Below are 24,847 nucleotides of genomic sequence, written 5' to 3'. Positions count from 1 at the left end.
CTTTAGGCGTCACCTTTTCCTTAACACCACAAGTTCGTAGAAATGTTCAAAATATTAATAAATAATTCCCATAAGGTTCGATTGAGAGCCTGGTTGAAGAGCAGCTCTGCCTTCCTGCATAGTAATTTCAATTCCTATATGGTTCGATTGAGAGGGTGAAGGTGAATTAGAGATCGCTTATGTGATCAAATTTCAATTCCTATATGGTTCGATTGAGAGAAAAGAAACTGTGCGCCAAGAAACTATTGTAACTAAATTTCAATTCCTATATGGTTCGATTGAGAGAAAGATGATTTGTATGTAAAAGCAAACCAATGGAATTTCAATTCCTATATGGTTCGATTGAGAGTTTCTTTTTCGAAATTCTTGTCAATTTCCCTGGCAAATTTCAATTCCTATATGGTTCGATTGAGAGTGGTGGGGATTATTAATTTTCCGTTCTTTTCTTTCGATTTCAATTCCTATATGGTTCGATTGAGAGAATAGGCTCCGGCTCTACAGGATCAATTATTACAGGATTTCAATTCCTATATGGTTCGATTGAGAGTGGTTAAATACGGGTTTATCTCGATCATTTTTCCAAATTTCAATTCCTATATGGTTCGATTGAGAGTGAACCTGAGAAACCTAAAGAAATAGTATTAATTAAATTTCAATTCCTATATGGTTCGATTGAGAGGATTGGGAAAATATTTTTCAAGATAAAGAAAATAAAATTTCAATTCCTATATGGTTCGATTGAGAGCCCTTCCTTTAGATGTGCTTTGGTGATGTTTACAAAATTTCAATTCCTATATGGTTCGATTGAGAGCAATTCTAAACCGGCCAATAGTCTGAATTTAGTTTGATTTCAATTCCTATATGGTTCGATTGAGAGTGCCCGTCTTTCCGATATAGAAAGAGAAAAACAAGATTTCAATTCCTATATGGTTCGATTGAGAGTGGGTAATCAAATTCAATCCAATCATACGCATGAATATTTCAATTCCTATATGGTTCGATTGAGAGCTAACTGCGCGGCAGTAGCTCTGACGGTTGCTCCTGATTTCAATTCCTATATGGTTCGATTGAGAGTTCTCCTGCCATAGACTTGAAAGCCGCTTCAACTAAATTTCAATTCCTATATGGTTCGATTGAGAGTTTTAAATATTCAACTGCTTGCTTTGCTAAAGCATCATTTCAATTCCTATATGGTTCGATTGAGAGCTTCCGGGTATCTGCTTAGCGAGTTTAATTTTGCAATTTCAATTCCTATATGGTTCGATTGAGAGGGTGCTGCTACAGCGGCCACGGTACTGCTTAAAGAATTTCAATTCCTATATGGTTCGATTGAGAGTGGAATGAATGGAGTAGTACTCTTCAAAATCTTTCGATTTCAATTCCTATATGGTTCGATTGAGAGCCAATGATAAGGATGTAGAAGAATGGATGGAATCAATTTCAATTCCTATATGGTTCGATTGAGAGCCGATGTGGAGAAAGTACGTGCATTTCTATTCTCCAATTTCAATTCCTATATGGTTCGATTGAGAGGATCCAGGAGGTAGATTTTAAAGGCTTGGAGAATTATTTCAATTCCTATATGGTTCGATTGAGAGTGTAACCGTGCTAATCAATCTGCTTTGTACTATCTAATTTCAATTCCTATATGGTTCGATTGAGAGTAACCCCACAGGGAATAACATTATCACATCATTGGAATTTCAATTCCTATATGGTTCGATTGAGAGCCTTTCTGATGCTGACTACTATTTCAATAACCCCAAATTTCAATTCCTATATGGTTCGATTGAGAGAAAAAATAGATCACGGGCTAATGTTATCAAAAAACATATTTCAATTCCTATATGGTTCGATTGAGAGAACAATCTTCGCCAAATGGATTCGTATATGGATTTAATTTCAATTCCTATATGGTTCGATTGAGAGCGAAAATGAACCAATCCCAATTAATATCTTCAACATTTCAATTCCTATATGGTTCGATTGAGAGGCCTCTCACATGAATAATCTGCAGTAGATTGATTCCATTTCAATTCCTATATGGTTCGATTGAGAGATGGTGGGGGACGTTGTTCTTATCCCCCCATAAAGATTTCAATTCCTATATGGTTCGATTGAGAGTATCCCCATCTGAACTTAGGTTATATAATTTTTCCAATTTCAATTCCTATATGGTTCGATTGAGAGTCGTGAAAATTTCCAGTGAAGAGATCCTGGAGAAAGATTTCAATTCCTATATGGTTCGATTGAGAGCTTTCCAATTCCCTTCTTCTTCATATTCTTCGCTAATTTCAATTCCTATATGGTTCGATTGAGAGTATTTGGAAAGTCTACTATAGTTTCCCCTCTTACAAAATTTCAATTCCTATATGGTTCGATTGAGAGATAATTCCACCACAGGAAAACAAGGCGGTACAGCTAAATTTCAATTCCTATATGGTTCGATTGAGAGCGCAGAATTTGACCCGAAAAACGTAATCTTTGGAAGATTTCAATTCCTATATGGTTCGATTGAGAGTTTAATAACTCAAATATCACATCACATTATGAAACTATTTCAATTCCTATATGGTTCGATTGAGAGTATATCCCCAATTTCTTTCAAATGCTTGGCTACTTCATTTCAATTCCTATATGGTTCGATTGAGAGACAGCCTTTTGCAGAAACGCTACAAGCATATATGAAATTTCAATTCCTATATGGTTCGATTGAGAGATTAGATGCCGTGGATGATATCTTGACTATAACCGTATTTCAATTCCTATATGGTTCGATTGAGAGCTTTCCATGTACCTTAATGAAACAAGGCGAATGCCATTTCAATTCCTATATGGTTCGATTGAGAGCCTGCGGGGTTTAATAAAGAAATAAACGATCAATAATTTCAATTCCTATATGGTTCGATTGAGAGAGGCTGTTGAAGCGCAAATAATTAGCCCTATTAATAATTTCAATTCCTATATGGTTCGATTGAGAGGAAGAGCAGACTTAATCAAAAACTCATTCTTATCAATTTCAATTCCTATATGGTTCGATTGAGAGATGCGCGCCCCAGTAAACTAGCCCCAATTCATTTTGATTTCAATTCCTATATGGTTCGATTGAGAGATCAACTTTTGGTTTTCATCTAGATTGCCATTTGCGATTTCAATTCCTATATGGTTCGATTGAGAGAATGAAGAAAATAACCTGAACGATTAAAATATAATATTTCAATTCCTATATGGTTCGATTGAGAGTGCTAAGAATATAATTTACTGGCTTTGTACTTAAAATTTCAATTCCTATATGGTTCGATTGAGAGATGGTGGGGGACGTTGTTCTTATCCCCCCATAAAGATTTCAATTCCTATATGGTTCGATTGAGAGTATCCCCATCTGAACTTAGGTTATATAATTTTTCCAATTTCAATTCCTATATGGTTCGATTGAGAGTCGTGAAAATTTCCAGTGAAGAGATCCTGGAGAAAGATTTCAATTCCTATATGGTTCGATTGAGAGCTTTCCAATTCCCTTCTTCTTCATATTCTTCGCTAATTTCAATTCCTATATGGTTCGATTGAGAGTATTTGGAAAGTCTACTATAGTTTCCCCTCTTACAAAATTTCAATTCCTATATGGTTCGATTGAGAGATAATTCCACCACAGGAAAACAAGGCGGTACAGCTAAATTTCAATTCCTATATGGTTCGATTGAGAGCGCAGAATTTGACCCGAAAAACGTAATCTTTGGAAGATTTCAATTCCTATATGGTTCGATTGAGAGTTTAATAACTCAAATATCACATCACATTATGAAACTATTTCAATTCCTATATGGTTCGATTGAGAGTATATCCCCAATTTCTTTCAAATGCTTGGCTACTTCATTTCAATTCCTATATGGTTCGATTGAGAGGATCAATCCAACTCCGATATAAGCCGGGTTTGTTAATTTCAATTCCTATATGGTTCGATTGAGAGCCGCGCTCATCCTGGCCGCGGTGTACGGCCTGACCCATTTCAATTCCTATATGGTTCGATTGAGAGAAAACCACGTGCTACCGTAACCTGTATCTATATTTATTTCAATTCCTATATGGTTCGATTGAGAGAATTATTAGTGGTTGCCGATCTAAGAAAACATTTTCATTTCAATTCCTATATGGTTCGATTGAGAGGGTATTTAAAAGCGACCACTTAGGAAGCGCAGATCTATTTCAATTCCTATATGGTTCGATTGAGAGTGTTCCGCCTCCAGATCAACAATTTGATCCAGCTAAATTTCAATTCCTATATGGTTCGATTGAGAGAAGGGGAAACAAAATACTTTAATTCAATCCAGGGATATTTCAATTCCTATATGGTTCGATTGAGAGTCTCTAGTATTCCCATAACCGCATTTAGAAGATAAAATTTCAATTCCTATATGGTTCGATTGAGAGTTTACTAAGTTTGTGGTGATCTTAAATAATATAGATAATTTCAATTCCTATATGGTTCGATTGAGAGGGAGCTAACCGCAGAGGAATTAAAAGCTTTGCCCGAATTTCAATTCCTATATGGTTCGATTGAGAGCCGTAAAGGATCCTTAAAATTGCCGGCTTTATCTTATTTCAATTCCTATATGGTTCGATTGAGAGCACCTTTCAGAAATATCTTTTCTCTTATTCTTTTCAATTTCAATTCCTATATGGTTCGATTGAGAGACAGTTCCAGCCCCTTGCCTTCTTAATGTTATTTCTATTTCAATTCCTATATGGTTCGATTGAGAGTGCTCCATTGGTTATGATTGGGGTTTCGTTTGCTGTATTTCAATTCCTATATGGTTCGATTGAGAGAGCATCTCTAAATTGCGTGTAAATCTCAGGAAATCTATTTCAATTCCTATATGGTTCGATTGAGAGCCTTACCTTGCTCTGTCCTTTTAGTTATCTGACCTAATTTCAATTCCTATATGGTTCGATTGAGAGTAAAATGGAGTCTGTTACTAACGCGCCGCCACCGGAATTTCAATTCCTATATGGTTCGATTGAGAGACGAGCAGAAAAAACCACAGATTAACGTTGAATCTTATTTCAATTCCTATATGGTTCGATTGAGAGATAGCAACAAATATGACCACTAGAATTGTAAACCCCATTTCAATTCCTATATGGTTCGATTGAGAGTTCTACACTGTCGTAGTATGAAGTATCGCCTTCGTCATTTCAATTCCTATATGGTTCGATTGAGAGACGGTCAGCGCTTCGGCTTCTATTTTAGCTTTAGGAATTTCAATTCCTATATGGTTCGATTGAGAGAACAAAGTTTCGACATTAAAAAAAGGTTAGATACCTATTTCAATTCCTATATGGTTCGATTGAGAGCAATACGGATTGCCATTATGGTACGTACATGTTACATTTCAATTCCTATATGGTTCGATTGAGAGATATAGAAGGGAATCAGCGAACTTTCAATTAAGCTAATTTCAATTCCTATATGGTTCGATTGAGAGAAAAACTGTTTTGAAAACTTCTACGGTGTCAATTCTATTTCAATTCCTATATGGTTCGATTGAGAGTTAAGCCATTTAGAACTAAGGTCTACAAGTAGTTGGATTTCAATTCCTATATGGTTCGATTGAGAGGATAGCACCCACATCTAAAGAAGAGGATGTAAACGAATTTCAATTCCTATATGGTTCGATTGAGAGCTATAAGTCTTTCTAATTGTAAATGTTCTTGCTGATATTTCAATTCCTATATGGTTCGATTGAGAGACGATTATGTTACCACCATGCTGAAGGTTAAGGCCAATTTCAATTCCTATATGGTTCGATTGAGAGTAAAATAGAGTCTGTTAATAACGCGCCGCCACCGGAATTTCAATTCCTATATGGTTCGATTGAGAGACGAGCAGAAAAAACCACAGATCAACGTTGAGTCTTATTTCAATTCCTATATGGTTCGATTGAGAGTGGGAAGAATCTAAATTTTAAGGGAGATTGAACGCATTTCAATTCCTATATGGTTCGATTGAGAGAAGTGGACAAAGACTTTTGTTAACAGACCGATGGGAATTTCAATTCCTATATGGTTCGATTGAGAGGTTACCGGAAAAGGCGGGGCTTTCTTAACAAAAAAAATTTCAATTCCTATATGGTTCGATTGAGAGGCACAATAAATTTTACTCCCCTTTAATCGTGTTACATTTCAATTCCTATATGGTTCGATTGAGAGTTCACCGAAAGTGTTCGTGCCACCTCTATTAATGAATTTCAATTCCTATATGGTTCGATTGAGAGCCCACCTATTACATGGGATAGCACACAAGTTAATTTATTTCAATTCCTATATGGTTCGATTGAGAGTCTAAGAAATGGAGGTCAAAAGATAACGACCAACCTATTTCAATTCCTATATGGTTCGATTGAGAGAATTGGTGGTGGTTCTCTTATGAGAGTAATTTCAACATTTCAATTCCTATATGGTTCGATTGAGAGTTTTCGTCTGCATTCTCCAATAACAACTTAACCCTTATTTCAATTCCTATATGGTTCGATTGAGAGGAACCTGGATTTCCTTATGGGGGTGAAATTAATAAAATTTCAATTCCTATATGGTTCGATTGAGAGTCTAAATTTTCTTCATAATTATACCCAAGATACCCTATTTCAATTCCTATATGGTTCGATTGAGAGGGGGCGATGGCGTATATATAGAAGGTGCAGAAGATTATTTCAATTCCTATATGGTTCGATTGAGAGATGCTAAGAATATAATTTACTGGCTTTGTACTTAAAATTTCAATTCCTATATGGTTCGATTGAGAGGTGTTGTGCCTAATTATGATGTTCTTCGGGCAGAACGATTTCAATTCCTATATGGTTCGATTGAGAGGTTAGTGATAGTGTAAGTGTATCTGAAAGTGTAATATTTCAATTCCTATATGGTTCGATTGAGAGCTTAATTCATCAGGTAGTGCTTGCTCTTCTCTTTTAATTTCAATTCCTATATGGTTCGATTGAGAGTGGAACAAATCGGAAAGCAAACACGAATATTTCAAATTTCAATTCCTATATGGTTCGATTGAGAGGGAAGCATTAGCAACCGCCTAATTAGGGTAAAAAAGATTTCAATTCCTATATGGTTCGATTGAGAGATCACGCTATAGATGCTGTTAGATATCACGAAATGAATTTCAATTCCTATATGGTTCGATTGAGAGCTATTCCCTGCTCCAATAGAACCGCCCGGTAATACTATTTCAATTCCTATATGGTTCGATTGAGAGCTAAACAACCACACAGATACACAGGTTCTTTCATAATTTCAATTCCTATATGGTTCGATTGAGAGAATAAATTTCAAGATCATGTTATATCCTATATTCGCATTTCAATTCCTATATGGTTCGATTGAGAGTGAAGTCGCTCAATTACCCATAAACCGAATTTAAAATTTCAATTCCTATATGGTTCGATTGAGAGATGGGAGATAAGGGGCAATAGTTTGGTAAAGGTTATATTTCAATTCCTATATGGTTCGATTGAGAGAAATTTATGACGTCAAGGCCGGGCTGGTTTTTTAATATTTCAATTCCTATATGGTTCGATTGAGAGTACACTGCTTGGGGAAAGCACCGGAACATCTTTAGAATTTCAATTCCTATATGGTTCGATTGAGAGCTTAATTCATTAACAGCTGCCTTTCGCTTATCCATATTTCAATTCCTATATGGTTCGATTGAGAGTTTGCAATTTGCCTCTCCTGGAAGATTATATGCTCTATTTCAATTCCTATATGGTTCGATTGAGAGGATGCGCAGGCGATATAGATCCAAAGGCTTAGTTCCATTTCAATTCCTATATGGTTCGATTGAGAGTCGGCTGAATTACCGGGTTGTCTTCGCTCCCAAAACATTTCAATTCCTATATGGTTCGATTGAGAGCCTACCGGTTGGGCAGTTCTATATAGGGAAATTGCCATTTCAATTCCTATATGGTTCGATTGAGAGTAAAAAACCTATCGAAACCCTATCTGTTAGTGTTAGATTTCAATTCCTATATGGTTCGATTGAGAGTCGGTTTTCTTGTCCGCTAATAAAAAGGTTAGATTTATTTCAATTCCTATATGGTTCGATTGAGAGCTAGACCCTTCTGAAAGCCCTATAGATCACTATTTATATTTCAATTCCTATATGGTTCGATTGAGAGTATGCTTTCTTCAACGAAGGCATGTTTATTTCCAAATTTCAATTCCTATATGGTTCGATTGAGAGGATATCCTATAAGCTGGCTTGAAATGCCGAAAGCATATTTCAATTCCTATATGGTTCGATTGAGAGTTTCACTGGTAATAGTCGTTGTAACGATCCCGGAAAATTTCAATTCCTATATGGTTCGATTGAGAGATATAACATGATCTTGAAATTTATTCAGGATCGAAATTTCAATTCCTATATGGTTCGATTGAGAGTACGCTGCAAATCGTCGTATTCATCCTGCAATAACTATTTCAATTCCTATATGGTTCGATTGAGAGTCTGTCCTTTTAGTTATTTGCGCTATAATTTTTTCTATTTCAATTCCTATATGGTTCGATTGAGAGTTAGCCAAACATTAGCAGACTTCTTAGTAAGAGAAAATTTCAATTCCTATATGGTTCGATTGAGAGTCATTTCTGAAGGTAACTCTTTAACCTGCTCAGGAGATTTCAATTCCTATATGGTTCGATTGAGAGGGAGAAGATCTAATAAAGGGTATATCCCTGAAGGAAATTTCAATTCCTATATGGTTCGATTGAGAGTCCCAATCCAATAATTCAACTGTTTGGCCTTTTAAAATTTCAATTCCTATATGGTTCGATTGAGAGCCGTGGCTAAAAAAATGGCAACGACTTGTATTCTAATTCGTTATGTTATTTAAAAATGTAAATATAGGCATAAAAAAGCGTCAATGCCCAATAGTACAATTTATCCCGGGACTCGACGCCTTTTTATAGACCTGATAATAAGTGGCGTATGTTTCAAAATGTCAAAGAACATTTATTTAAGATGCATTTTATATAGGGCAGACGCTTAGAGAAGGTTGTCCAATTCATTTTTTTCCCTTCCCACGACCTCTTTCTCCAACCAATGTTCTTCCCTGCTTTTAAAGATAATCAAACTATCGGTTTCCTCGTCCATCATCAATTTGGCCTCTGCGATCAATTCTTTGAGTTTTACTTCGGTGATGGCACCTTCAAAAACACTGTTCTGTATCCAGTTGAGGTACTGGCGGCAAAGTTTGAGCATTTTGCCCACCCGCCTTTTGTCCATGTCATATACCAGGATCACATACATGCTACCACCACATTTTAAAGGGTTTGTATTCCTGCATCCCCATCACGTGTTTTACCAGTTTGTAACATTCCAACCGGATCAAACGTTTGTAGCTGATGCTGCGGTCAAGTGTACGGTGCTTGATGGTCTCGTCAAGTTTTTCGTCCCAGGCACGCATTACTTTCTTTCGTCCGGATTCCTTCAAAAGGCAACTGTTCAGTTTTTGGTCGAAGTCGTTTTTTTGAATTATTTTTTTGTTGAGCAGCGAAAATATAAGGCGGTCTGCCAACAGCGGCTTAAAGATTTCGGCCAGATCCAGGGCTAGGGAATACCGCCGAAAACCCGGTTCGTGCAAGAAACTAATGGTGGGGTTGAGCTGGGTGTGGTAGATTTGATCCAAACAGGCCGTGTAACATATCATATTTACAAAAGAGATCATGGCATTCACCTCATTGCTGGGCGGCTGTTTGCTGCGGTTGTTCATTTCAAAATCATTGATGATCTCACCAAACGCGCTATAATAGGCCATACGGATATTCCCCTCGATACCCATCAGTTCGTCGATGGCTCGGGTATGCTGTATTGCCGTGACCAGTTGTTCGATTTGCGTAATCTGGAGATTTATATCCCTTTCGCGCTTGGAATAATATTTTAGATTTTTGAGCATATTAAAGGCAGCCCCTTCAACAAAACTCTGGGCAAGAACCATCCTTTTTTTCTTTGAATTGTAATGCTTCACCTGGTTTACAATCACTTTGCCGCTTAACAAATAGTCCTTGGGCATAAAACTGCCCGTATAATGTTCGTAGTAATCAAAAAAATGTACCCCGATCTGGTGTTTTCCCAGGAAATTGTATAGGGCACTGTTGGCATCGAGACTTCCAAAACAGAACAGGTTTTTTACACCCTCTACCGGAAGGTATTTGGGCTTCCCTTCCTTGCCCTCTTCATCTACGGGCAAGAATTTTAAGGTATTGTCTTTTCTAGAGAGCCTCCCGGGATTGAACAAGTAGTAACTTTTCTTCATGCTTCGTCAATATAACAGAGTTCATAATAAGAACATTTTTTACATATCCTGGCATTTATGGTGGGTGGACATTTTTCCCGCTGTACCAATTCCCGGATATTGGGAACGGTTTCCTCTAAAAAAGCCCGGTCCGGCCCGGTTAGGAATACCTCAGTCGTTTTACGCAGCCTCGGGTATTCTATTTTACCCATCGCCCCTTCGACCCCGTTGAGTTCCAACAGCCAGATATAAAATTTCACCTGCCAGGTATGCGCCTCTTCTACAGATTTTCCCCGCTTGGTCTCGTGGATGGTCTTTTCCTTCTGGTCGTAGAAGTCGATTTTTCCACTCAAGGTCGCCCCGTTCCAATTGGCGGAAAGTTCGATTTCGGTGTATTTATCCGCCCGTTGGGGGTAGCTCGTCTCGTGCAGCAGCTTGCCGTCGTAAACCGTGTCTGAGGTGTGCTCCATGTTGATGCCGTTGGCATGTAGCCAGCACTCGCGGGGGCAAACATGATAAAGGTTTATGAGTGTAGCATTAAGGTTCATTATTACAACGGTTTTATAAAAGCAGGTTTTTGCACATTCGGATGTGCATTTTTGATTGATTTTTGCACATCCGAATGTGCATAATTATTTTTCAAACCAATTACCTCATCAAACATTTTACAACAATTGATTCTCCACACTGTTGAAATGAGAATCATCAATACCTTTAATCTCATCGTAAAAACCCTCCCAGTGCTGTATATAATAATATCCGAAATCGCTTTTTTCCATGTCGGCAAATTCAATGATTTGCGTTTCAAATTTCTTCGTTTTAAAAAGTGAAAAAACATATTTGGCGAGTGTGGATTGAAGTATTTTTATATCCAAATTCTTTTTGAAAAATGACTTTTTAGAGTTTATGAGTTCCACATACAAGTCAAAAACCTGAACACCACATATTTCTTTATCTGCATTTGGCTGAACACCAAAAGTTGCCAAAAAATCCAATTCGCTTGCACTAAATATTTTTTCTTCTGTTCCCGTTTCCTCTCCGCATACCGATACCGGAATATTTAAAGGAATAAAACAACTTATGTTTTCCTGATCAATCAATTGAAATTCGTCTGAAATGGACCTAAACTTTAAATCCTCCACCAAATTGTGGTATTGATTAAAACCGGAAAAGTTTTTATCCGCATTGCGTTTGTCCTTAAAGGCAATTACCTTGTCGTAAAGCAAGTCAAAATTCTTGGTCTCAAGAATCAGCTTCTCTTCTTCTTTGCTGATTTCGGTCCTTGTCATCTTGTATCTCAAATCGTCTCCATAAATCACGGATTCTCTATTGAAATCAAATAAGAATAACTTGCAACCGATCTTGTTTACGTTGCGATTTATCCTTCCTGCCAATTGCTCGTCGCTGTCCAATAAGGATTTGTCCTTAAATCCTATATCCATATCTATGTCCACGCCCGCTTCGACAACTTGTGTGGTAATGAGCAGGATTTTCTTATCACGGTTTCCTTTTCGTTTTAAAAAATTGATGATATAGCGTCGCCTATGCTCTAGGATAGTTCCAGAAAGCACGAAAACCTCGTCGAAGAAACCATTGTGGATTTGTTTGATTTCCGAAAAGAATCGAGTAGCGGATTTTTTGAATATAAATTCGACTATCGTAAAAACGCTGCCTTTTGGTTTGACCGTTCCCAAATCCTTCTTGGCATATTCTTGGGATTCTTCCAATACTTTTTCGGCTAGATAGTCCAATTCTATTTTTTGTTCGGTCAAACTGAAATCAAAGGCAACCCTATCCCTAAAATTAACATTTTGAAAATAGTCTTTACGAGCATTCGGTAGCAGATAAACGATATTTTCAACAGGTATTTCTAGCTTCAACTTATTGATTTTAGGCAAAGTGGCCGACATGATAATGAATCGGATATTGTACGCCCTGGCATATTCCTGAATAAGGTAGATGACCTTATCCCATTGCTTTGGTGAGTAAGACTGCAATTCGTCAATTACCACAACGGAATTCGCCAACCGATGCAATATATAGTTGCGTTCTTTTTCGTTAGTTACCAACATATTAAAGAAACGGACATGCGACAATAGACAAAAAGGATAATTTAAAAAAAGGTGACCTAGATAATTTTTACGCTTGTCTCCATAATCGTCATCTTCTTCATTGTCTTTGAGAAATGAAGTTTTTGAATGTAAGGCCACAATCTCGATCTCCGATAAACCTAGGCTTTGCTGAATGCTTTTGTAGGTTTGATCGATGAGCGTGGTGAAGGGGAATACGTAAAACACCTTGTTGAGCGCGGGATTCGCTTCTAAAAGTTCTAGGGCCACCAACATCGATATATTGGTTTTTCCACCGCCGGTAGGTGCTTCAATATAAAAAATCCTTTCACCAAGGTTCTCTCGCACATTACGAATGGCTTCCGTTGCCATCTGCTGACGGAGTAGATTTAGGTTCTCATTGCTTTTGGTAATTGGTTTTTCTAAACTTAGGGTGTTCAGTTCTTGATAGGTCTTTTTATTGAAGTTTCTTTTTTGACCCTGCTCGTCCAACCAATCTTCCGTTTGTATTCTTTGAACCATTCTGTTGATACGCGTTTTGGATAAAACACCAAAATCCGTTATCCTATCTTGGTTCATATATTCGTTTGTCGCCAAATAATCTGAAGCTGTAAGCAATGAAAAATTTAAACGAAGTAGTTGATAAAACGAAAAAGATTTCGCATACTTGCTATATTGCTTAATATCTAATAATAAGTAATTTAAATCGGATATGTCGTCTGATATTTCCTTATAATCGTAGTTTTCTTTGAATTTGTTCAGAAATGGAAGTAGTGACTTAAAATTGGCACTACAAATGGCCAAATATTCTAAATATTCCTCATTCAGAAATTTACTATGATGCCTAAGAATGATAAAGCTAAAAGAAAAAATTATCAAATAGCTTAAATCTAATTCTTCATTCTCGAACAGTTCATCTGCTTTTTTGATAAGGTGGACATTGAAAATATATGCACTTAGTCTCGAGTGATTCGTTCCGAGTCCATTATAACTTTCTTTTAATTCCTCAAACAGCGGATTTGCCATCTTTACTGAAGAGGCTTGAAAGTTGTCGTTGATTTTTCCATGGTCATGATAGCAAATGGAATAAACAAAAACTTTTTTGACAAACTCGGAAAAGGATGGATGGTTTAAATTTAGGCTTTTGAGGTAATCGTGAATCAATCCATCAATTACGTCATCAACCCCATGAACATCCACAAGTTGAGAGAAGTAGTATTCAACAAGTTTTAAATGCTCTTCTAATGTTTCCTTTTGCCTAATTGGTGAAGTATGAGCCAAATAGTTTTCTACATTATCAAGCGTAATCGATAGGCAATCAGATTGTCTGAACTCCTCAATAATTTGAGAACATGGTTTAATTGAGTTGTACATAACCTTTTAACTCCTTGATGTTGTAAAGATTTGAAATGTTCGCCGAATTTTCCAAATCAAAATTTGTGTAGACCATTTCAGCCAATTCATATTGCATTAGTTCAAGATTGAAATCAATAGGCAATCTTTCAAAATACACAAAGGGTAAGTTCACTTTATCTCTATTACCTCTTTCGGACCTTGGTTCACTGATAATTGGTAACATCGCACCTTTTTTAATAAAAAGAGATTTAATTTTTATTCGCTCAGGTTTTTCGGAAATATTGACTTCATAGTCATATATTTTAAAAGATTTTCTTTCCCACCAAGCAGTAAATTCATTCTTTCCAAAATAAGGAATGAACTCAGTACGGCATCCTTTTAAATTTTCTAGAAGCTGTTCCTGATCTTTATTAGCACTATCCAATAATAAAAAAACACGGTATTGGGGGGATACTAATGTAAGTTCCTCCGTAAGGAAAGTAGTTCCCTTATTGGCATACCCCACCGTATTTGAATATTTGATAGAGGTCTTGGTGAAATTTCCCTTATCATGATTTAAGGGTTCAATACCCACTTTGACCTTGGATAGTTTTTGATAATATTCTGGGAGCTCCCCTTTCTTTTTATACCCTTTTAAACCGATAACTGCCCCCAAAAGACCAAGCAGGGCCGGTTTGTGCAACATATTGTAGGAAACATTGAGGGTATTGTTGGTTTCCGGTTTTCTAAAAAACCCGAAATCACCCTTTAAATCAAATGATACGAGGTGCATGTGTTTTGAGATATTAGAGATCGTTTAAAAAATCAGATAGTTTTTTGCATCGCTATTTCAGGTTCGTTTACCACCTTGGTAACTGCTTTGTTATAATAGATTTCAACCGTATCGATATCATTTTTCACGTCCTCACTCTGTAAATAGGATGTTACTTTTTTAAGGTCTATTGTGCGGTCTTGGTCAATATCTACAAATTCTATAAATGAGGGCATGACCAGTGTAGAACCTTCCTTTAATTGAATCCAGAATAAGAGTTCGTTTTCGGTTCCCGACTTGGCGGCACTATCATAATAACTTGCTCCCTTGCGCAGGCCTTCTTTTAATTTATCGATGTCAGCTGATGTGAGACCCTCGGCATCAACACGGGCTACATCATCGGCAATGTTTTTTGGGTTGACCGAAAAATGGTGTACGTAGTGACCTTCTTCCAGTTTGGACTGTGTTCCCAATGTGGTGTTTCCTTTGTCTCCTTCATTTTCTTTCCCCGGTGTACTTACCGGTGCCATAATCTGTTCAGTATATATTATATTCTCTGGAAAACGATTTAACCCGTGAGTAATTTGGCAGGGGCCATGAATCGAAATATTCTTTTTATCAACTCCACTACCTTTAGGGGCGAATGTGGCACCAAAAAATCTTACGTCTATTGATGATAATAGGTTGTTTAAAATGGTGTTTTTATCATCATTTTTCACCTCTGATCCAAAGACTTTTTTGTACAAACCAACTAGGTCGAAAGGATTCATATCGTTATTTAAACGCTTAAAATAAAAGACTCTTTCACTGGAAACATCTCTCCAAAAATTCCGGATGGAATACTTGAGTGCTTTATCGGTGGCATAAACTTTTCCGTTCGGCAACTTTCGCGGTTGCCCTGAAAAGTCTGCATTGTAATTGGAATTGATGGATTTAATGATTGCAAATCCATAAACACGATTGTTGAATGCTGGCATGATTAGTCGTTTTTAGTTGATATATATTTAATTGATTTTGAGAAAACACCTGAAATAAGTTCAGGTAATAAATCTTTAATATTTTTATTGGTTTCCCATGTTTCTACGAAAGCGAAAACATTTTTGAACCTCAATTCATTGTTTTCTATGGCGTGTTTATATCTGATTACATCATTTGCAATCGCTTTTTGTAACTCATCGCATTTCGATTTTTGAAGATAAGGTTCTAGCAATTGATAGTTTTTGTTTTCGGACGCACTCTTATCTAGCAAATATCCGATTACCTGACCGGCAGCAAAAGCAAAATGTTTGTCCGTAACGTCATCAAGATTGTATTCTTTTCCTGTTGCTACATTTACTACAAAATCTCGATACTCTTTTAATTTACTTGCCATATTTTTGGGTTTTAGGTTGTTTGGTTCATGAAAGTAGTCGTGTAAGCTATACCAAAGATTCAGTTTTTCCTTGATGCCATATTCGCTGTTGTTTTTAAAATCATCCTTTATGCCATTAAAAACCATTTCATCAAAATGTTCTCCGTGAATGGTGTTTCGGTTGGATTTATACACATAATCATAAATGGCCTTTCTATACTTACAGAATGACAAAAAGGTGAAGTCCCTGTTTTCATAATCCTCTTTCTTGAAATCCGAAAAATAATCGACCCTGTGATATTTGTTTTGAATCAAATATTTGAGCACCCTATCCTCTAATTGAAATATGTTTTTGACGGATTTGTAATGTTTCTCTTTTCCACTCTCATATAAATTGAAATAGTTCTCGATTTTAAGACCTCCTACATCTCCCAAACTATATTCAAAACGTGCAACAAAATCAAAGTCATTGAAGACAATGCCATTTTGGGTATTTGACCAATTCAGTAAATAGTAATTCTTAAAATCCTCTTTATGGCTCTGATACAAAGAGTCCACAAGATCCCTAAAACCTAGACGGCCAACTTTATACAATGCAATCACTCTTTTTTTGAACTCATTTTCATAAACAAAAATCGGCAACGGATTCGGTAAAGTCTTACGGGGCAGTATGTTACCGAATTCATATAATGTTCTTGCATCTAAATTTGAAATCCTACCCGTTATGTCAAATGTTGCCGTTTGATGAAGTAAAAAAGGCATATTTGCATTGTAACCATTTTGAAAATCATTCGTTCCGTAGATTATACCTTCTGCATCAGGCTTAGTATTATATTTATCGGTATTGAATAATTTGTCATCCAAATATTTCCCGTGGGTTTCTTTATAAACCGCTAGCGGAAAATCTAGATAGAACAGAATATAATCACTATCCGCCAAAGGTTGAACAGTTAAAAGTTGGGATTGAACCTCCTGCAAACTTTCTTTGAGCAACTCTTTTTCAGACTTATCTAGGGTATCCTTTATTTTATCTTCAATCTTTTCTTTTTTCTGGAATAAAACCTCGTGTTGCCCTGCACGTTGTTTTTGGGTATCTTCTAAAATAACTTTCCAAGACTCTTTCTCAAAAATGGCTTTGAAGCTCTCAAATGCCTTTATTAAGAGTTCATTTTCGGTCAAAAGATCTTCTGCTTTTTCGAAATATGACTCAAAGCGTTCTTGGAGTTGTGGTTTGCCTTTTGCAATATTTGCATCAAACTTGGCACCACCTTTAAGATGCTCTCGTTTAAAGGCCATACAGATTGGCGAACAAGTGTGAATAGCTTTCATGGGCAAATCGAAACACTTATTTGTGTTTACACACCAAGCATTTTCCTGAAGTTTCTTGCATTTTTCAAGTATGGCATCCTGTTCCCCTTTTAATTTTTTGGAATAAAATGCATGCCGAATGGTTTCCGATTTAGTTGTAATTGAACCATCGTCTTTTACTTGCAACAGAATATGAAGCCCTTCTTTTGGGTTTAGGCCAAGACTTTTAAAGTCTTCGCTCAGCGTTCCAGTAAAGTTTATAAGTTCTGTGAGCATAATCTGATTATTAAAATTTCATAAAATTGGTTCGATTATTTTTATTGTTCCTAATATATTTCAATTCCTTCTTTATGAAACTTCTATAATACCTAATGTATCCTTACTTAAAAAATCGATGATTTGCAGCCAGCTTGCATCCAATAGATCCATAATTATACGTGTGCTTGCGTTTCCACATTTTAAAATAATAATCTTAGGTGGGAAACCCCAAATACTTTGAAGCACTTCAAAATCTGTATCTTTTGTCAAAATAGTGTAACCCAAATTTTTAGCGTATTGCCAAATTTCTACATCATCTGCTCCATGCAAATCCTCAGCGTAAACGTGGCGCGCTACCACTTTTTTATTCATAAAAAGTTTACCCAACTTATGCGATAAATTTTGGTCGATTAAAATCATTGTAATATAATCAATATTAGGAACTATAAAAAGACGAATATAAAAATTTTAATTTATATATTAAAAAAATTAAAGTCAGAATTGTTATTTTAGTATCTATGAATTCAGATCTTATATCAATCACCAAAGGAAAACGCTCCGGGCAACCCTGTATCCGCAACCTCCGCATTACCGTAGGCGACATCCTCGGCTATCTTGCTTCCGGTATGACCCAGGAAGAAATTCTGGACGATTTCCCTGAATTGACGCAAGACGATATCCTTGCCGCACTCGATTATGCTTCTCAACAAATCAACCGTACCGGAAGAATTATAACTACCGGCTGATTATGGGTAATCATCCCTGTCTTTCATCTTCCAAACCACCCTTAACCGCTCCCGCACCTCCTCCAGATCAAATTCATTTACCTCCCATTTTTGTCCTTTTTTATAACCCACCCATTCTATAAATTCCTCGTGTTCCGGGTGTTTGCGGTTGTTAATGGCCTCTACCATTTCGTAATATCCAGGGATGCCTCCACAGTCTTCCATGGGTGTATGTCCCTTCCCGGCCAGGCAAACGGGATGTAGGATTTTCTCGTCCGTGATCTCTACCAGCTCTACCGTATGTTCCCAATCGTCCCCAAAATCATAGATATAGGTTGTCTTTTGTTTCGGGGAATGGAAATAATCCTTCAGTTTGATTTTGGAACAAGCATAGCGTTCACCATGAGGCCAGGTCTTGGGATCGCTGAAAGGGGCCTGGTCCGGATACTCGATTCCGTGATCTTCCTGCAAAACGGGGGTGCCATTCCAACCCCCGGGGGAAAATTGGTGCAGGTGGGAGTTGTGCCACCCGAACGCCCCTTGAATCACCCAGTGCAGTTCCAGGAAGGTGAGGGACTCGTTTACCTTTACCTTCCGCCAAATGGGCGGTTTTGAGGAACCTTCCAATTTTATCTTAAAAACGTATGCCATATAAAGTTTGATTTAATTGCTTATGTGTTGTCATGGTTAATTTCCCAATTTTCTTTAATCCCCAGAAACCCGCAACCCAAACTGGTGTACGCCCCGCACCCGGCATTGTACAGCAGTTCCAAGGCTGCTGATGGCCCCGTGGCCCTGATCCCAAAATCACGATAACCCTTGATGCGGGTTTGCGCCTTCGTGCCGGCCTTGATGACGATGAGCCGTGATGCCGGTTTCTTTTTGTCCAGCAAGGTTTCTATATCCATAATGGCCCATTCGGTCTCGGAAAAGTCCAGGCTCGCTGCCCTGCATTTTTCCTTCCAGTTGTAGAGTACCATGGGTTTCCAATTGGGATCTTCGGGCGAGAGGAAAACGTAATTGCCATCGTCGTTTTTCCTACCGCAGACAACCATGGAAAGCACATCGAAATGCAAGGAGTCGATACTGCCGTTTGGGATGTTCAAGGGTAGCAATGCCTCCACCTGTTCTACCAAGAAAAGGGCTTTGCTTGTCCCATCGGCAATGGCGATTTCCCGGTTCAAAAAGATCCCCTTGATAAAATGTTTCGCCGCTTCGGGCAAATAAAAGGAAACGATGAGTTCTGGATTGGAATGAAGGTGCATGCGATCCTTATCCCTTAACTTGAATTTGGCCCTTAAATCAGAAAAAGTAAAAAACTTAAAACGTTTTAACCCATCGCCCACCTGATAGCCTTTTTCATGCAGAAAGGAAGCATATTTTTCATCTGCACCGCTCAAGACTTTATAAATTACCGCGCTCAAGGGGTATTGATAATTGATCGGGATAATCGGGTTCTTGGATATGGGAACAAGTGTAATTTTAAAGCGCATTCATTTTTTTTTTAATACAATGAAAAATGACCGCCATAAAATTTTATAGATGTGGACATTTATATGATTTGGCAAACAGGTTTAGGTGGAAAGCCAATTTAAAAATATTATTTGGAAGACTAAATTTTTCACTTGATTAAATGAGTAAAAATAAAGTTCAATGGTTGTTAGATATTGGCAGCAATTTCGGTCTTTATTAATTTAGGGGTTTGCCCCATATCTACCATAACTAACCTGCGCGTGGTTCCTGTGCTGTTTTTATAGCGTACGGGAAGTTAAGCGTAAAGTAAAAACAGCAGAGGGCGCACCCTCTTATGATTCTTGATTTACAGTAAAAATTTACCAGTTTAAAAGACTTACTGAGGCATTTACTGTAAAAAGTGGTTACTATGCGGCAACGGGGATTGTCATGACAAAAGCTACTTTTTTTCTTCTAACCACTCGCAATAATCATTCATAATTTCAGGCTTCTCTGAGAAATATTCCTGATAGCGGTTATTTTCTGATTTCGTCATTATCTGGAACACTCCAAATTTTTCCTCTTTTGCTGCCTTACAGCTAACTCCAAAATAACCCAAAAGCCCTAACATCAATATTCCAAGTATTCCGAAGATCACGAGCATATAATTTGGAATGATCATCGCATGCTCTAGCTTCTTATCAATACTTTTAAGAGTATCATCCTTTAATTGATTTTTAGCCTCCTGTTTTTCAAGAAAAGTGTTCAGATTCTTTTCCATAGCTTCTGTGCTGATCGGAATGCTCAGGTCGAACAGCTGTTTCGAAATTAATTGTAGTTTTAATATCGAGGTTTTAAAGTCGGCCATCTCATCGGCCATCAATTCCATGATCTCATCTAGTTTTTTCATAGCTTTTAAATTTTAAAATCCCATGCCCATTCCGGTCTCCAGTCCTCTTTTGATCACCTGTTTCAACAGGTCTTTAGCGATTTTTGCAGCCATATTAGAGCTCAATTGTACTGTCTTATCCATCAGTTTTAAGCTGTTAGGCACCTCCTTCATTCTGGTAAATTTTGCGTTTTGGGTGATTTCCCCAATGAGTTTACTACCGGACATAGATCTGTGTACCTCACTTCCTTTTAGACTGGCTCCTTTATACTCAAACCTAAACCCCTGCAGCTGGTTAGATTTATTAATACTTGGAATCACTTTTACGTTAGAGTCCTTCATTTTGCCTATATATTCATCCAGGGATTTAGGCCTGGTTTCTATCACCTTGTTATTGATATGCCTAATAGCCAACCGCTGCCATTTGAGTTCCTGTAGTTTTTCCTGCTGTACTTCCCGGACCCTGGTAAGGCCTAACTCTTTTGCGACATTATCCGCGGCGATCTGACTTCTTTTTCCAATAAAACTATCATTATAGGCTTTCCCATCAAAACCAATCCTATTCACATAGACATGCACATGGGTATGTGCCTTATCCCTGTGTACAAATGCTATGGCCTGCCTGTTTTTTAATTCCATTTCCTTGAGAAATCGGCTGGTGATCTCTTTAAGTTGCGCTTTGCCCATTTCCTGCCCATCTTTAACGGTAGGACTTAGTATAAAACTGAGCGTATTCTGGGTGCACCGTTCATTTTGTGACTGGATGATCTTAAATTCCTCGGTAATCTCTTTCGGGGTCTCCCCGGCCAGGTATTCTTTAAGAACTACTTCGGCATCTTTCTCCTGGTTCCATCCATAATCTATGGATGCCCCGGTGCTTGCTATGGAATGTCCTTTCCCGATCATTTTTTAAAGTTTTTTAAATGTGTCCTGATCTCTTCGGCCAATTCTTTCACTTCCTTAGATAAATTGGGATTGCTCTTTTTGAACATATTGCCGATCCGGCTAAAGTTGTTTTTGTATTGCACCAACAGCTGATAAGATTCCAACTGCTCGGGGGTAATCCGTTCGACCATGTTTATTTTGAAAGCAGTTGCCCGAAGATATTCCGAAAGGGAAATTCCCGCCCTGGCCGCCCTTTTTTTGAGCAGCTTTTTCTCGTAGATCGAGCAGCGTATCTGGATGTATTCTCGTTTCATCTTTTTTTAAAATCTTTGCAACCTGCGGGCGCAAAGCAAGATTGTCATGACAATGACACATCTTGCTTTGCTACTCAAAAATGAATGTGGTTCCTGAGGAAATTTTCAGTTTTAATGATGTTTTTCAATCAATATTTATTTCCCGGCTAACCAATATCCAGGTAGAGATCAATTTAATTTTTTCCAAAAAGAGCAGCTGAGGAGGTAGGCCAAAATAGTATCTGTGTTTAATTTTATAATTATTATCAAATAAGGTCAAATGTGATCTAGGCTTTATTTTGGTCTACTTCCAAATCCTATTTTTAGACGAACCTCTTTTCCCTAAGATGAAATTTTTGCTTCATCGTGGGAAATGTGGTGAGGACTTTTGATTTTATTAAAGTTCCCTTTTTATTCCCTCCAGCTTTTACCTTCCCATTTTATGATATTGAACATTTCTAGCAATCGATCCCCAATATGGCTCCCATATCGTGCGGCAATGGCTGACGGATTTTCATTGGTGGTAACAAATGTTTTAAGTCTTCCCCTATGTCTTTCAAAAAGCAATTTTCCAATAATTTCTTCCCGGTTATATGCTTTATCTTCTTTTCCCAAATCGTCCAAGTACAATTTTCCCCGGTAGTAATTTTCCAGTTTAAAATTACTGGCAGGATCTTTTTTTGCTTCATAATATTTGGTAAGCATATGAACGGTGGATATACGCGGAAACCAAAGTTGAGTATTCTGGTTCTTGCCAACAATTATTTTTCCGGTTTCATGGATGGCATCGAAAAGCGTTGATTTACCTACTCCATAATCTCCATATACCAGCAAACCTTTTTCAAGGCAAGGTTTGTTTTTTATAACCCCAAATTCATTAAAATTGGCTTGACCCAAAAAGTAGCGGAAGATGGTATAAATAATTTTTTCATTTTCGGGATTAATTTTGAAACCAGGTGAATGAATCTGGAATAGCTTCCAAAAAAACTGTTTGCTGATCAAATTTTGATTTCTGCCGATAGGGTTTATCGGCGAATAAATTTCCTGTAAAACTTCTTTATTTGGACTAATCATAACTTCTTACTTTATCCTTCACCCTGATATCCATATCTTTTTCTTTCATCGGCATTTTTCCCTGAGCGATCAGCTGACCTATTTTTTCCTTCAGTTTACCGGTATCCAGAATCACTCCTTTCCAGAAATCATCCTGTCCATTTAGTAGATCATAGGCTATTTGCAATTGTGCTGCGTTGACTCCATCCTTTTCCATCATATCCCGAATCGGCTTTACGCAATCTTCAAACACAGCCTCCTTTGTTTTTTTCAATGGCGCGCCTTTTTGCTCTAAGTTTTTTAAAAAGAGCCTATGAAATTTAAGTGCCCATTTAAAATAAACTTCCTGGTCTTTTTCAACATTAATTTTTTCTACTTCGAGTAATGGCTTTTGGTTTATAAGTTCTAGGTTTAAAGGTTTATGGTTTATAGGTTTATTTATACTAGCAATGCCCCGATAGTTGCTTTGGACCTGCTGGGAATCTTGCTTTGTATAATGCCCAGATAGTGCTTTATTCAATGCCTGGGGCGATGCATCGTCAATTTTTACCAAAGCAATAATATTGGCGGTGTATTGGTTCTTGCTTTTCTGAATCCATCTTATAAATCCCCACTCCACCAAATCCTGAAGAGCCCGGTAGTAGGTTTTGTAATTTTTGATGCCCACAGCTTCCATGGCCAGGTCGGTAGGGAAACCAAATTCTTTTTTCCACCCCAGCCGATTACAACGTTCTATGGCAAAAAAGAAAATAGCACTATGGACTGGGTTGACCTTACAAGTATTTGTAAAGCTGAAATCAAACCAGGCTCTGGAAAGTTCATATCCATTCATAACAGCTAAATTTTAGAAATTGACGGAAATGTTGATTTAATGGATCTGGGGTGTAATTTCTAGTAGCGACTGTTCAATATCGCTTCTTTTGTAGTACACACGCCTGCCCAGTCCATAACGTCTAAGCCTTCCGCTTTTGGTCCAATGATGTACGGTGGAGAGATCAACTTTCAACATTTTGGAAACTTCTGACCGAGTTAGGTACTCTTCCGGTTCTTGTGGGCGGAAATCTTTCTTAAGGCTTTCAATTTCTCCTTTAACACCTAGTAATATATCCTGTACTAATTGTTCTGGAGTGGTTTGGTGAAGTTGGATTACTTTTTTCATTGCATTTGGTTTATGAGTTACCATGCAAATCAATAAAAACATATGACGTACTAATAGCATACTTAATCGAGAGTATGCCTATATTTTAACAAATATGTATGATTAAGGTTTGTTTATCCATTGTTTGAGATGGAATTCCATCTCATCGATCAGTGGTGTTAGATCTGATGATCGTTTCCGCAGGGATTGAAGTTTTTCACGTTTATCAAAAGGCAAATCTAACACCTGCTGAAAAAAATGAAATATCTGTTTTTCCGATATTCCAGAAATTTTTTTTGCTTCAATTAGCCCTTTAACTAATTCGGCCAGTTCCATGGAAGTACCCAGCCATTCAATGTTGTTTTCTTGCCGGAATTTCCCCAATTCCTTGAAACCTCTGGGTAAAGTATTTTCAGAAATTTCACTTTTCGGCACATTTCCGCTCTTATTCTTGTCTAGGGCTAGGATAGTTTCTTTAAAATTCGATGTATCCTGTAGAGCGTATCCCGGTAGCGGATTGTAGGATGTAAAAAATTCGGTAATTACATTGTTTTTTTCTGGAATATGGGTATGCCTCAATTTTTGATGAAAAGCTCGAATAAATTCAAAATCCGGAGTAAGATCAGGTGGATTTTCAATGGGCAACCTAGGCAACTGTTGCTCCACAGCTAACACCCCGGTTATTTTTTGGACAACAGTTTCAAATAATAAGAAATGGTATTTTTCTTTTGTTTTCAATGCCACCCCTTTGTAGTGAAGCGCTCTTTTGTAGGTATTGTTGAAATAGATATCGACTTGATGGGGGAGTGTTTCGTGATTATTTATAAAAATTAGAATATCGTAATATAGGTCCCTGAAAAAAACTTCCATATCTACCTTGAAATCTATACCGCGTGCTTTTTTAAAATAGAAATCATAAAAAGAATTATTGATATCAATACCCAAAAATGCCTTCAATGGGCATTCCTCTAAAGAGGGTTGTTGCAATTGGTTGTATTCGCGACTTTTGACCTTCATAATTTTT

Annotated in this window: 18 protein-coding genes and 1 CRISPR repeat array; of the genes, 1 reads left to right on the top strand and 17 read right to left on the bottom strand. The window is 37.4% G+C overall.

Going from position 1 to position 24,847, the window contains the following annotated elements; all coding sequences use genetic code 11:
• Positions 1-58: 58 nt before the first annotated feature.
• Positions 59-8,841: a CRISPR direct-repeat array (repeat unit 30 nt; unit sequence ATTTCAATTCCTATATGGTTCGATTGAGAG).
• 205 nt (positions 8,842-9,046) lie between these two features.
• From cas2 to DHD80_RS01940, 8 genes are all read right to left on the bottom strand, one after another.
• Positions 9,047-9,310 (bottom strand): CRISPR-associated endonuclease Cas2, encoded by a 264-nt coding sequence (gene cas2 / locus DHD80_RS01975; RefSeq protein ID WP_251739197.1) that lies wholly within the window; start codon positions 9,308-9,310, stop codon positions 9,047-9,049.
• 1 nt (position 9,311) lies between these two features.
• Positions 9,312-10,316: a type I-B CRISPR-associated endonuclease Cas1b gene (cas1b, locus tag DHD80_RS01970; RefSeq protein ID WP_251739196.1), complete on the bottom strand. Its 1,005-nt coding sequence runs from the start codon at positions 10,314-10,316 to the stop codon at positions 9,312-9,314.
• Entirely contained in the window at positions 10,313-10,843 is a 531-nt protein-coding gene (cas4, locus tag DHD80_RS01965; RefSeq protein WP_251739195.1) for a CRISPR-associated protein Cas4, read from the bottom strand. The genes cas1b and cas4 overlap by 4 nt, the downstream gene beginning before the upstream one ends.
• A gap of 117 nt (positions 10,844-10,960) precedes the next feature.
• Positions 10,961-13,738 carry a CRISPR-associated helicase Cas3' gene (cas3, locus tag DHD80_RS01960; protein WP_251739194.1) on the bottom strand — a complete coding sequence of 926 codons (2,778 nt, stop codon included), beginning with the start codon at positions 13,736-13,738 and terminating at the stop codon, positions 10,961-10,963.
• A complete protein-coding gene (cas5b, locus tag DHD80_RS01955) occupies positions 13,722-14,492 on the bottom strand; it encodes a type I-B CRISPR-associated protein Cas5b (RefSeq protein WP_251739193.1) in 771 nt (256 codons plus the stop codon). Before cas5b ends, cas3 begins: the two co-directional genes overlap by 17 nt.
• 32 nt (positions 14,493-14,524) lie before the next feature.
• A complete protein-coding gene (locus DHD80_RS01950; protein ID WP_251739192.1) occupies positions 14,525-15,448 on the bottom strand; it encodes a type I CRISPR-associated protein Cas7 in 924 nt (307 codons plus the stop codon).
• Positions 15,449-15,450: 2 nt separating this feature from the next.
• Positions 15,451-17,406 carry a hypothetical protein gene (locus tag DHD80_RS01945; RefSeq protein ID WP_251739191.1) on the bottom strand — a complete coding sequence of 652 codons (1,956 nt, stop codon included), beginning with the start codon at positions 17,404-17,406 and terminating at the stop codon, positions 15,451-15,453.
• A gap of 72 nt (positions 17,407-17,478) precedes the next feature.
• The gene (locus DHD80_RS01940; RefSeq protein WP_251739190.1) at positions 17,479-17,808 is read right to left on the bottom strand and encodes a DUF5615 family PIN-like protein; all 330 of its coding nucleotides are present in this window, start codon (positions 17,806-17,808) and stop codon (positions 17,479-17,481) included.
• Between the two features lie 98 nt (positions 17,809-17,906).
• On the opposite strand from DHD80_RS01940, the gene DHD80_RS01935 reads away from it, so the two are divergent.
• Positions 17,907-18,134: a DUF433 domain-containing protein gene (locus DHD80_RS01935; RefSeq protein WP_251739189.1), complete on the top strand. Its 228-nt coding sequence runs from the start codon at positions 17,907-17,909 to the stop codon at positions 18,132-18,134.
• On the opposite strand, the gene DHD80_RS01930 is transcribed toward DHD80_RS01935, so the two are convergent.
• The 9 genes from DHD80_RS01930 to DHD80_RS01890 form a co-directional block, all read right to left on the bottom strand.
• The gene (locus tag DHD80_RS01930) at positions 18,135-18,764 is read right to left on the bottom strand and encodes a plasmid pRiA4b ORF-3 family protein (protein WP_251739188.1); all 630 of its coding nucleotides are present in this window, start codon (positions 18,762-18,764) and stop codon (positions 18,135-18,137) included.
• 20 nt (positions 18,765-18,784) lie between these two features.
• A complete protein-coding gene (locus DHD80_RS01925; RefSeq protein WP_251739187.1) occupies positions 18,785-19,606 on the bottom strand; it encodes a CRISPR-associated endoribonuclease Cas6 in 822 nt (273 codons plus the stop codon).
• 419 nt (positions 19,607-20,025) lie between these two features.
• Positions 20,026-20,475, bottom strand: coding sequence for a DUF6730 family protein (locus DHD80_RS01920; protein ID WP_251739186.1), 450 nt, complete (start codon positions 20,473-20,475; stop codon positions 20,026-20,028).
• Between the two features lie 12 nt (positions 20,476-20,487).
• Entirely contained in the window at positions 20,488-21,360 is an 873-nt protein-coding gene (locus DHD80_RS01915; protein WP_251739185.1) for a relaxase/mobilization nuclease domain-containing protein, read from the bottom strand.
• Positions 21,357-21,653, bottom strand: a complete 297-nt coding sequence (gene mbpA / locus DHD80_RS01910) for a mobilization protein MbpA (RefSeq protein WP_251739184.1) — start codon at positions 21,651-21,653, stop codon at positions 21,357-21,359. The genes DHD80_RS01915 and mbpA overlap by 4 nt, the downstream gene beginning before the upstream one ends.
• A 390-nt stretch (positions 21,654-22,043) precedes the next feature.
• Positions 22,044-22,706: a hypothetical protein gene (locus DHD80_RS01905; protein WP_251739183.1), complete on the bottom strand. Its 663-nt coding sequence runs from the start codon at positions 22,704-22,706 to the stop codon at positions 22,044-22,046.
• Complete coding sequence (locus tag DHD80_RS01900; RefSeq protein WP_251739182.1) at positions 22,699-23,517, bottom strand: hypothetical protein; 819 nt, start codon at positions 23,515-23,517, stop codon at positions 22,699-22,701. Before DHD80_RS01900 ends, DHD80_RS01905 begins: the two co-directional genes overlap by 8 nt.
• A 36-nt stretch (positions 23,518-23,553) precedes the next feature.
• Complete coding sequence (locus DHD80_RS01895) at positions 23,554-23,868, bottom strand: helix-turn-helix domain-containing protein (RefSeq protein WP_251739181.1); 315 nt, start codon at positions 23,866-23,868, stop codon at positions 23,554-23,556.
• 78 nt (positions 23,869-23,946) lie between these two features.
• Positions 23,947-24,840 carry an RteC domain-containing protein gene (locus tag DHD80_RS01890; protein WP_251739180.1) on the bottom strand — a complete coding sequence of 298 codons (894 nt, stop codon included), beginning with the start codon at positions 24,838-24,840 and terminating at the stop codon, positions 23,947-23,949.
• Positions 24,841-24,847: the final 7 nt, after the last annotated feature.

It is taken from the genome of Gramella sp. AN32 (assembly GCF_023718305.1).
Lineage (GTDB): Bacteria > Bacteroidota > Bacteroidia > Flavobacteriales > Flavobacteriaceae > Christiangramia > Christiangramia antarctica.
Note: the sequence above shows the minus strand (reverse complement) of the source record. Positions and strands in the feature narration are given on the sequence as shown.

Excerpts from the sequence above, each read along its gene's own strand:
- mbpA (WP_251739184.1), bottom strand. The coding sequence starts at position 21,653 with ATGAAACGAGAATACATCCAGATACGCTGCTCGATCTACGAGAAAAAG.
- cas5b (WP_251739193.1), bottom strand. The coding sequence starts at position 14,492 with ATGCACCTCGTATCATTTGATTTAAAGGGTGATTTCGGGTTTTTTAGA.
- DHD80_RS01920 (WP_251739186.1), bottom strand. The coding sequence starts at position 20,475 with ATGAAAAAACTAGATGAGATCATGGAATTGATGGCCGATGAGATGGCC.
- DHD80_RS01895 (WP_251739181.1), bottom strand. The coding sequence starts at position 23,868 with ATGGTAACTCATAAACCAAATGCAATGAAAAAAGTAATCCAACTTCAC.
- DHD80_RS01935 (WP_251739189.1), top strand. The coding sequence starts at position 17,907 with ATGAATTCAGATCTTATATCAATCACCAAAGGAAAACGCTCCGGGCAA.
- cas2 (WP_251739197.1), bottom strand. The coding sequence starts at position 9,310 with ATGTATGTGATCCTGGTATATGACATGGACAAAAGGCGGGTGGGCAAA.
- DHD80_RS01890 (WP_251739180.1), bottom strand. The coding sequence starts at position 24,840 with ATGAAGGTCAAAAGTCGCGAATACAACCAATTGCAACAACCCTCTTTA.
- DHD80_RS01945 (WP_251739191.1), bottom strand. The coding sequence starts at position 17,406 with ATGCTCACAGAACTTATAAACTTTACTGGAACGCTGAGCGAAGACTTT.
- cas3 (WP_251739194.1), bottom strand. The coding sequence starts at position 13,738 with ATGTACAACTCAATTAAACCATGTTCTCAAATTATTGAGGAGTTCAGA.
- cas4 (WP_251739195.1), bottom strand. The coding sequence starts at position 10,843 with ATGAACCTTAATGCTACACTCATAAACCTTTATCATGTTTGCCCCCGC.
- DHD80_RS01950 (WP_251739192.1), bottom strand. The coding sequence starts at position 15,448 with ATGCCAGCATTCAACAATCGTGTTTATGGATTTGCAATCATTAAATCC.
- DHD80_RS01930 (WP_251739188.1), bottom strand. The coding sequence starts at position 18,764 with ATGGCATACGTTTTTAAGATAAAATTGGAAGGTTCCTCAAAACCGCCC.
- DHD80_RS01940 (WP_251739190.1), bottom strand. The coding sequence starts at position 17,808 with ATGATTTTAATCGACCAAAATTTATCGCATAAGTTGGGTAAACTTTTT.
- DHD80_RS01905 (WP_251739183.1), bottom strand. The coding sequence starts at position 22,706 with ATGATTAGTCCAAATAAAGAAGTTTTACAGGAAATTTATTCGCCGATA.
- DHD80_RS01900 (WP_251739182.1), bottom strand. The coding sequence starts at position 23,517 with ATGAATGGATATGAACTTTCCAGAGCCTGGTTTGATTTCAGCTTTACA.
- DHD80_RS01925 (WP_251739187.1), bottom strand. The coding sequence starts at position 19,606 with ATGCGCTTTAAAATTACACTTGTTCCCATATCCAAGAACCCGATTATC.
- DHD80_RS01915 (WP_251739185.1), bottom strand. The coding sequence starts at position 21,360 with ATGATCGGGAAAGGACATTCCATAGCAAGCACCGGGGCATCCATAGAT.
- cas1b (WP_251739196.1), bottom strand. The coding sequence starts at position 10,316 with ATGAAGAAAAGTTACTACTTGTTCAATCCCGGGAGGCTCTCTAGAAAA.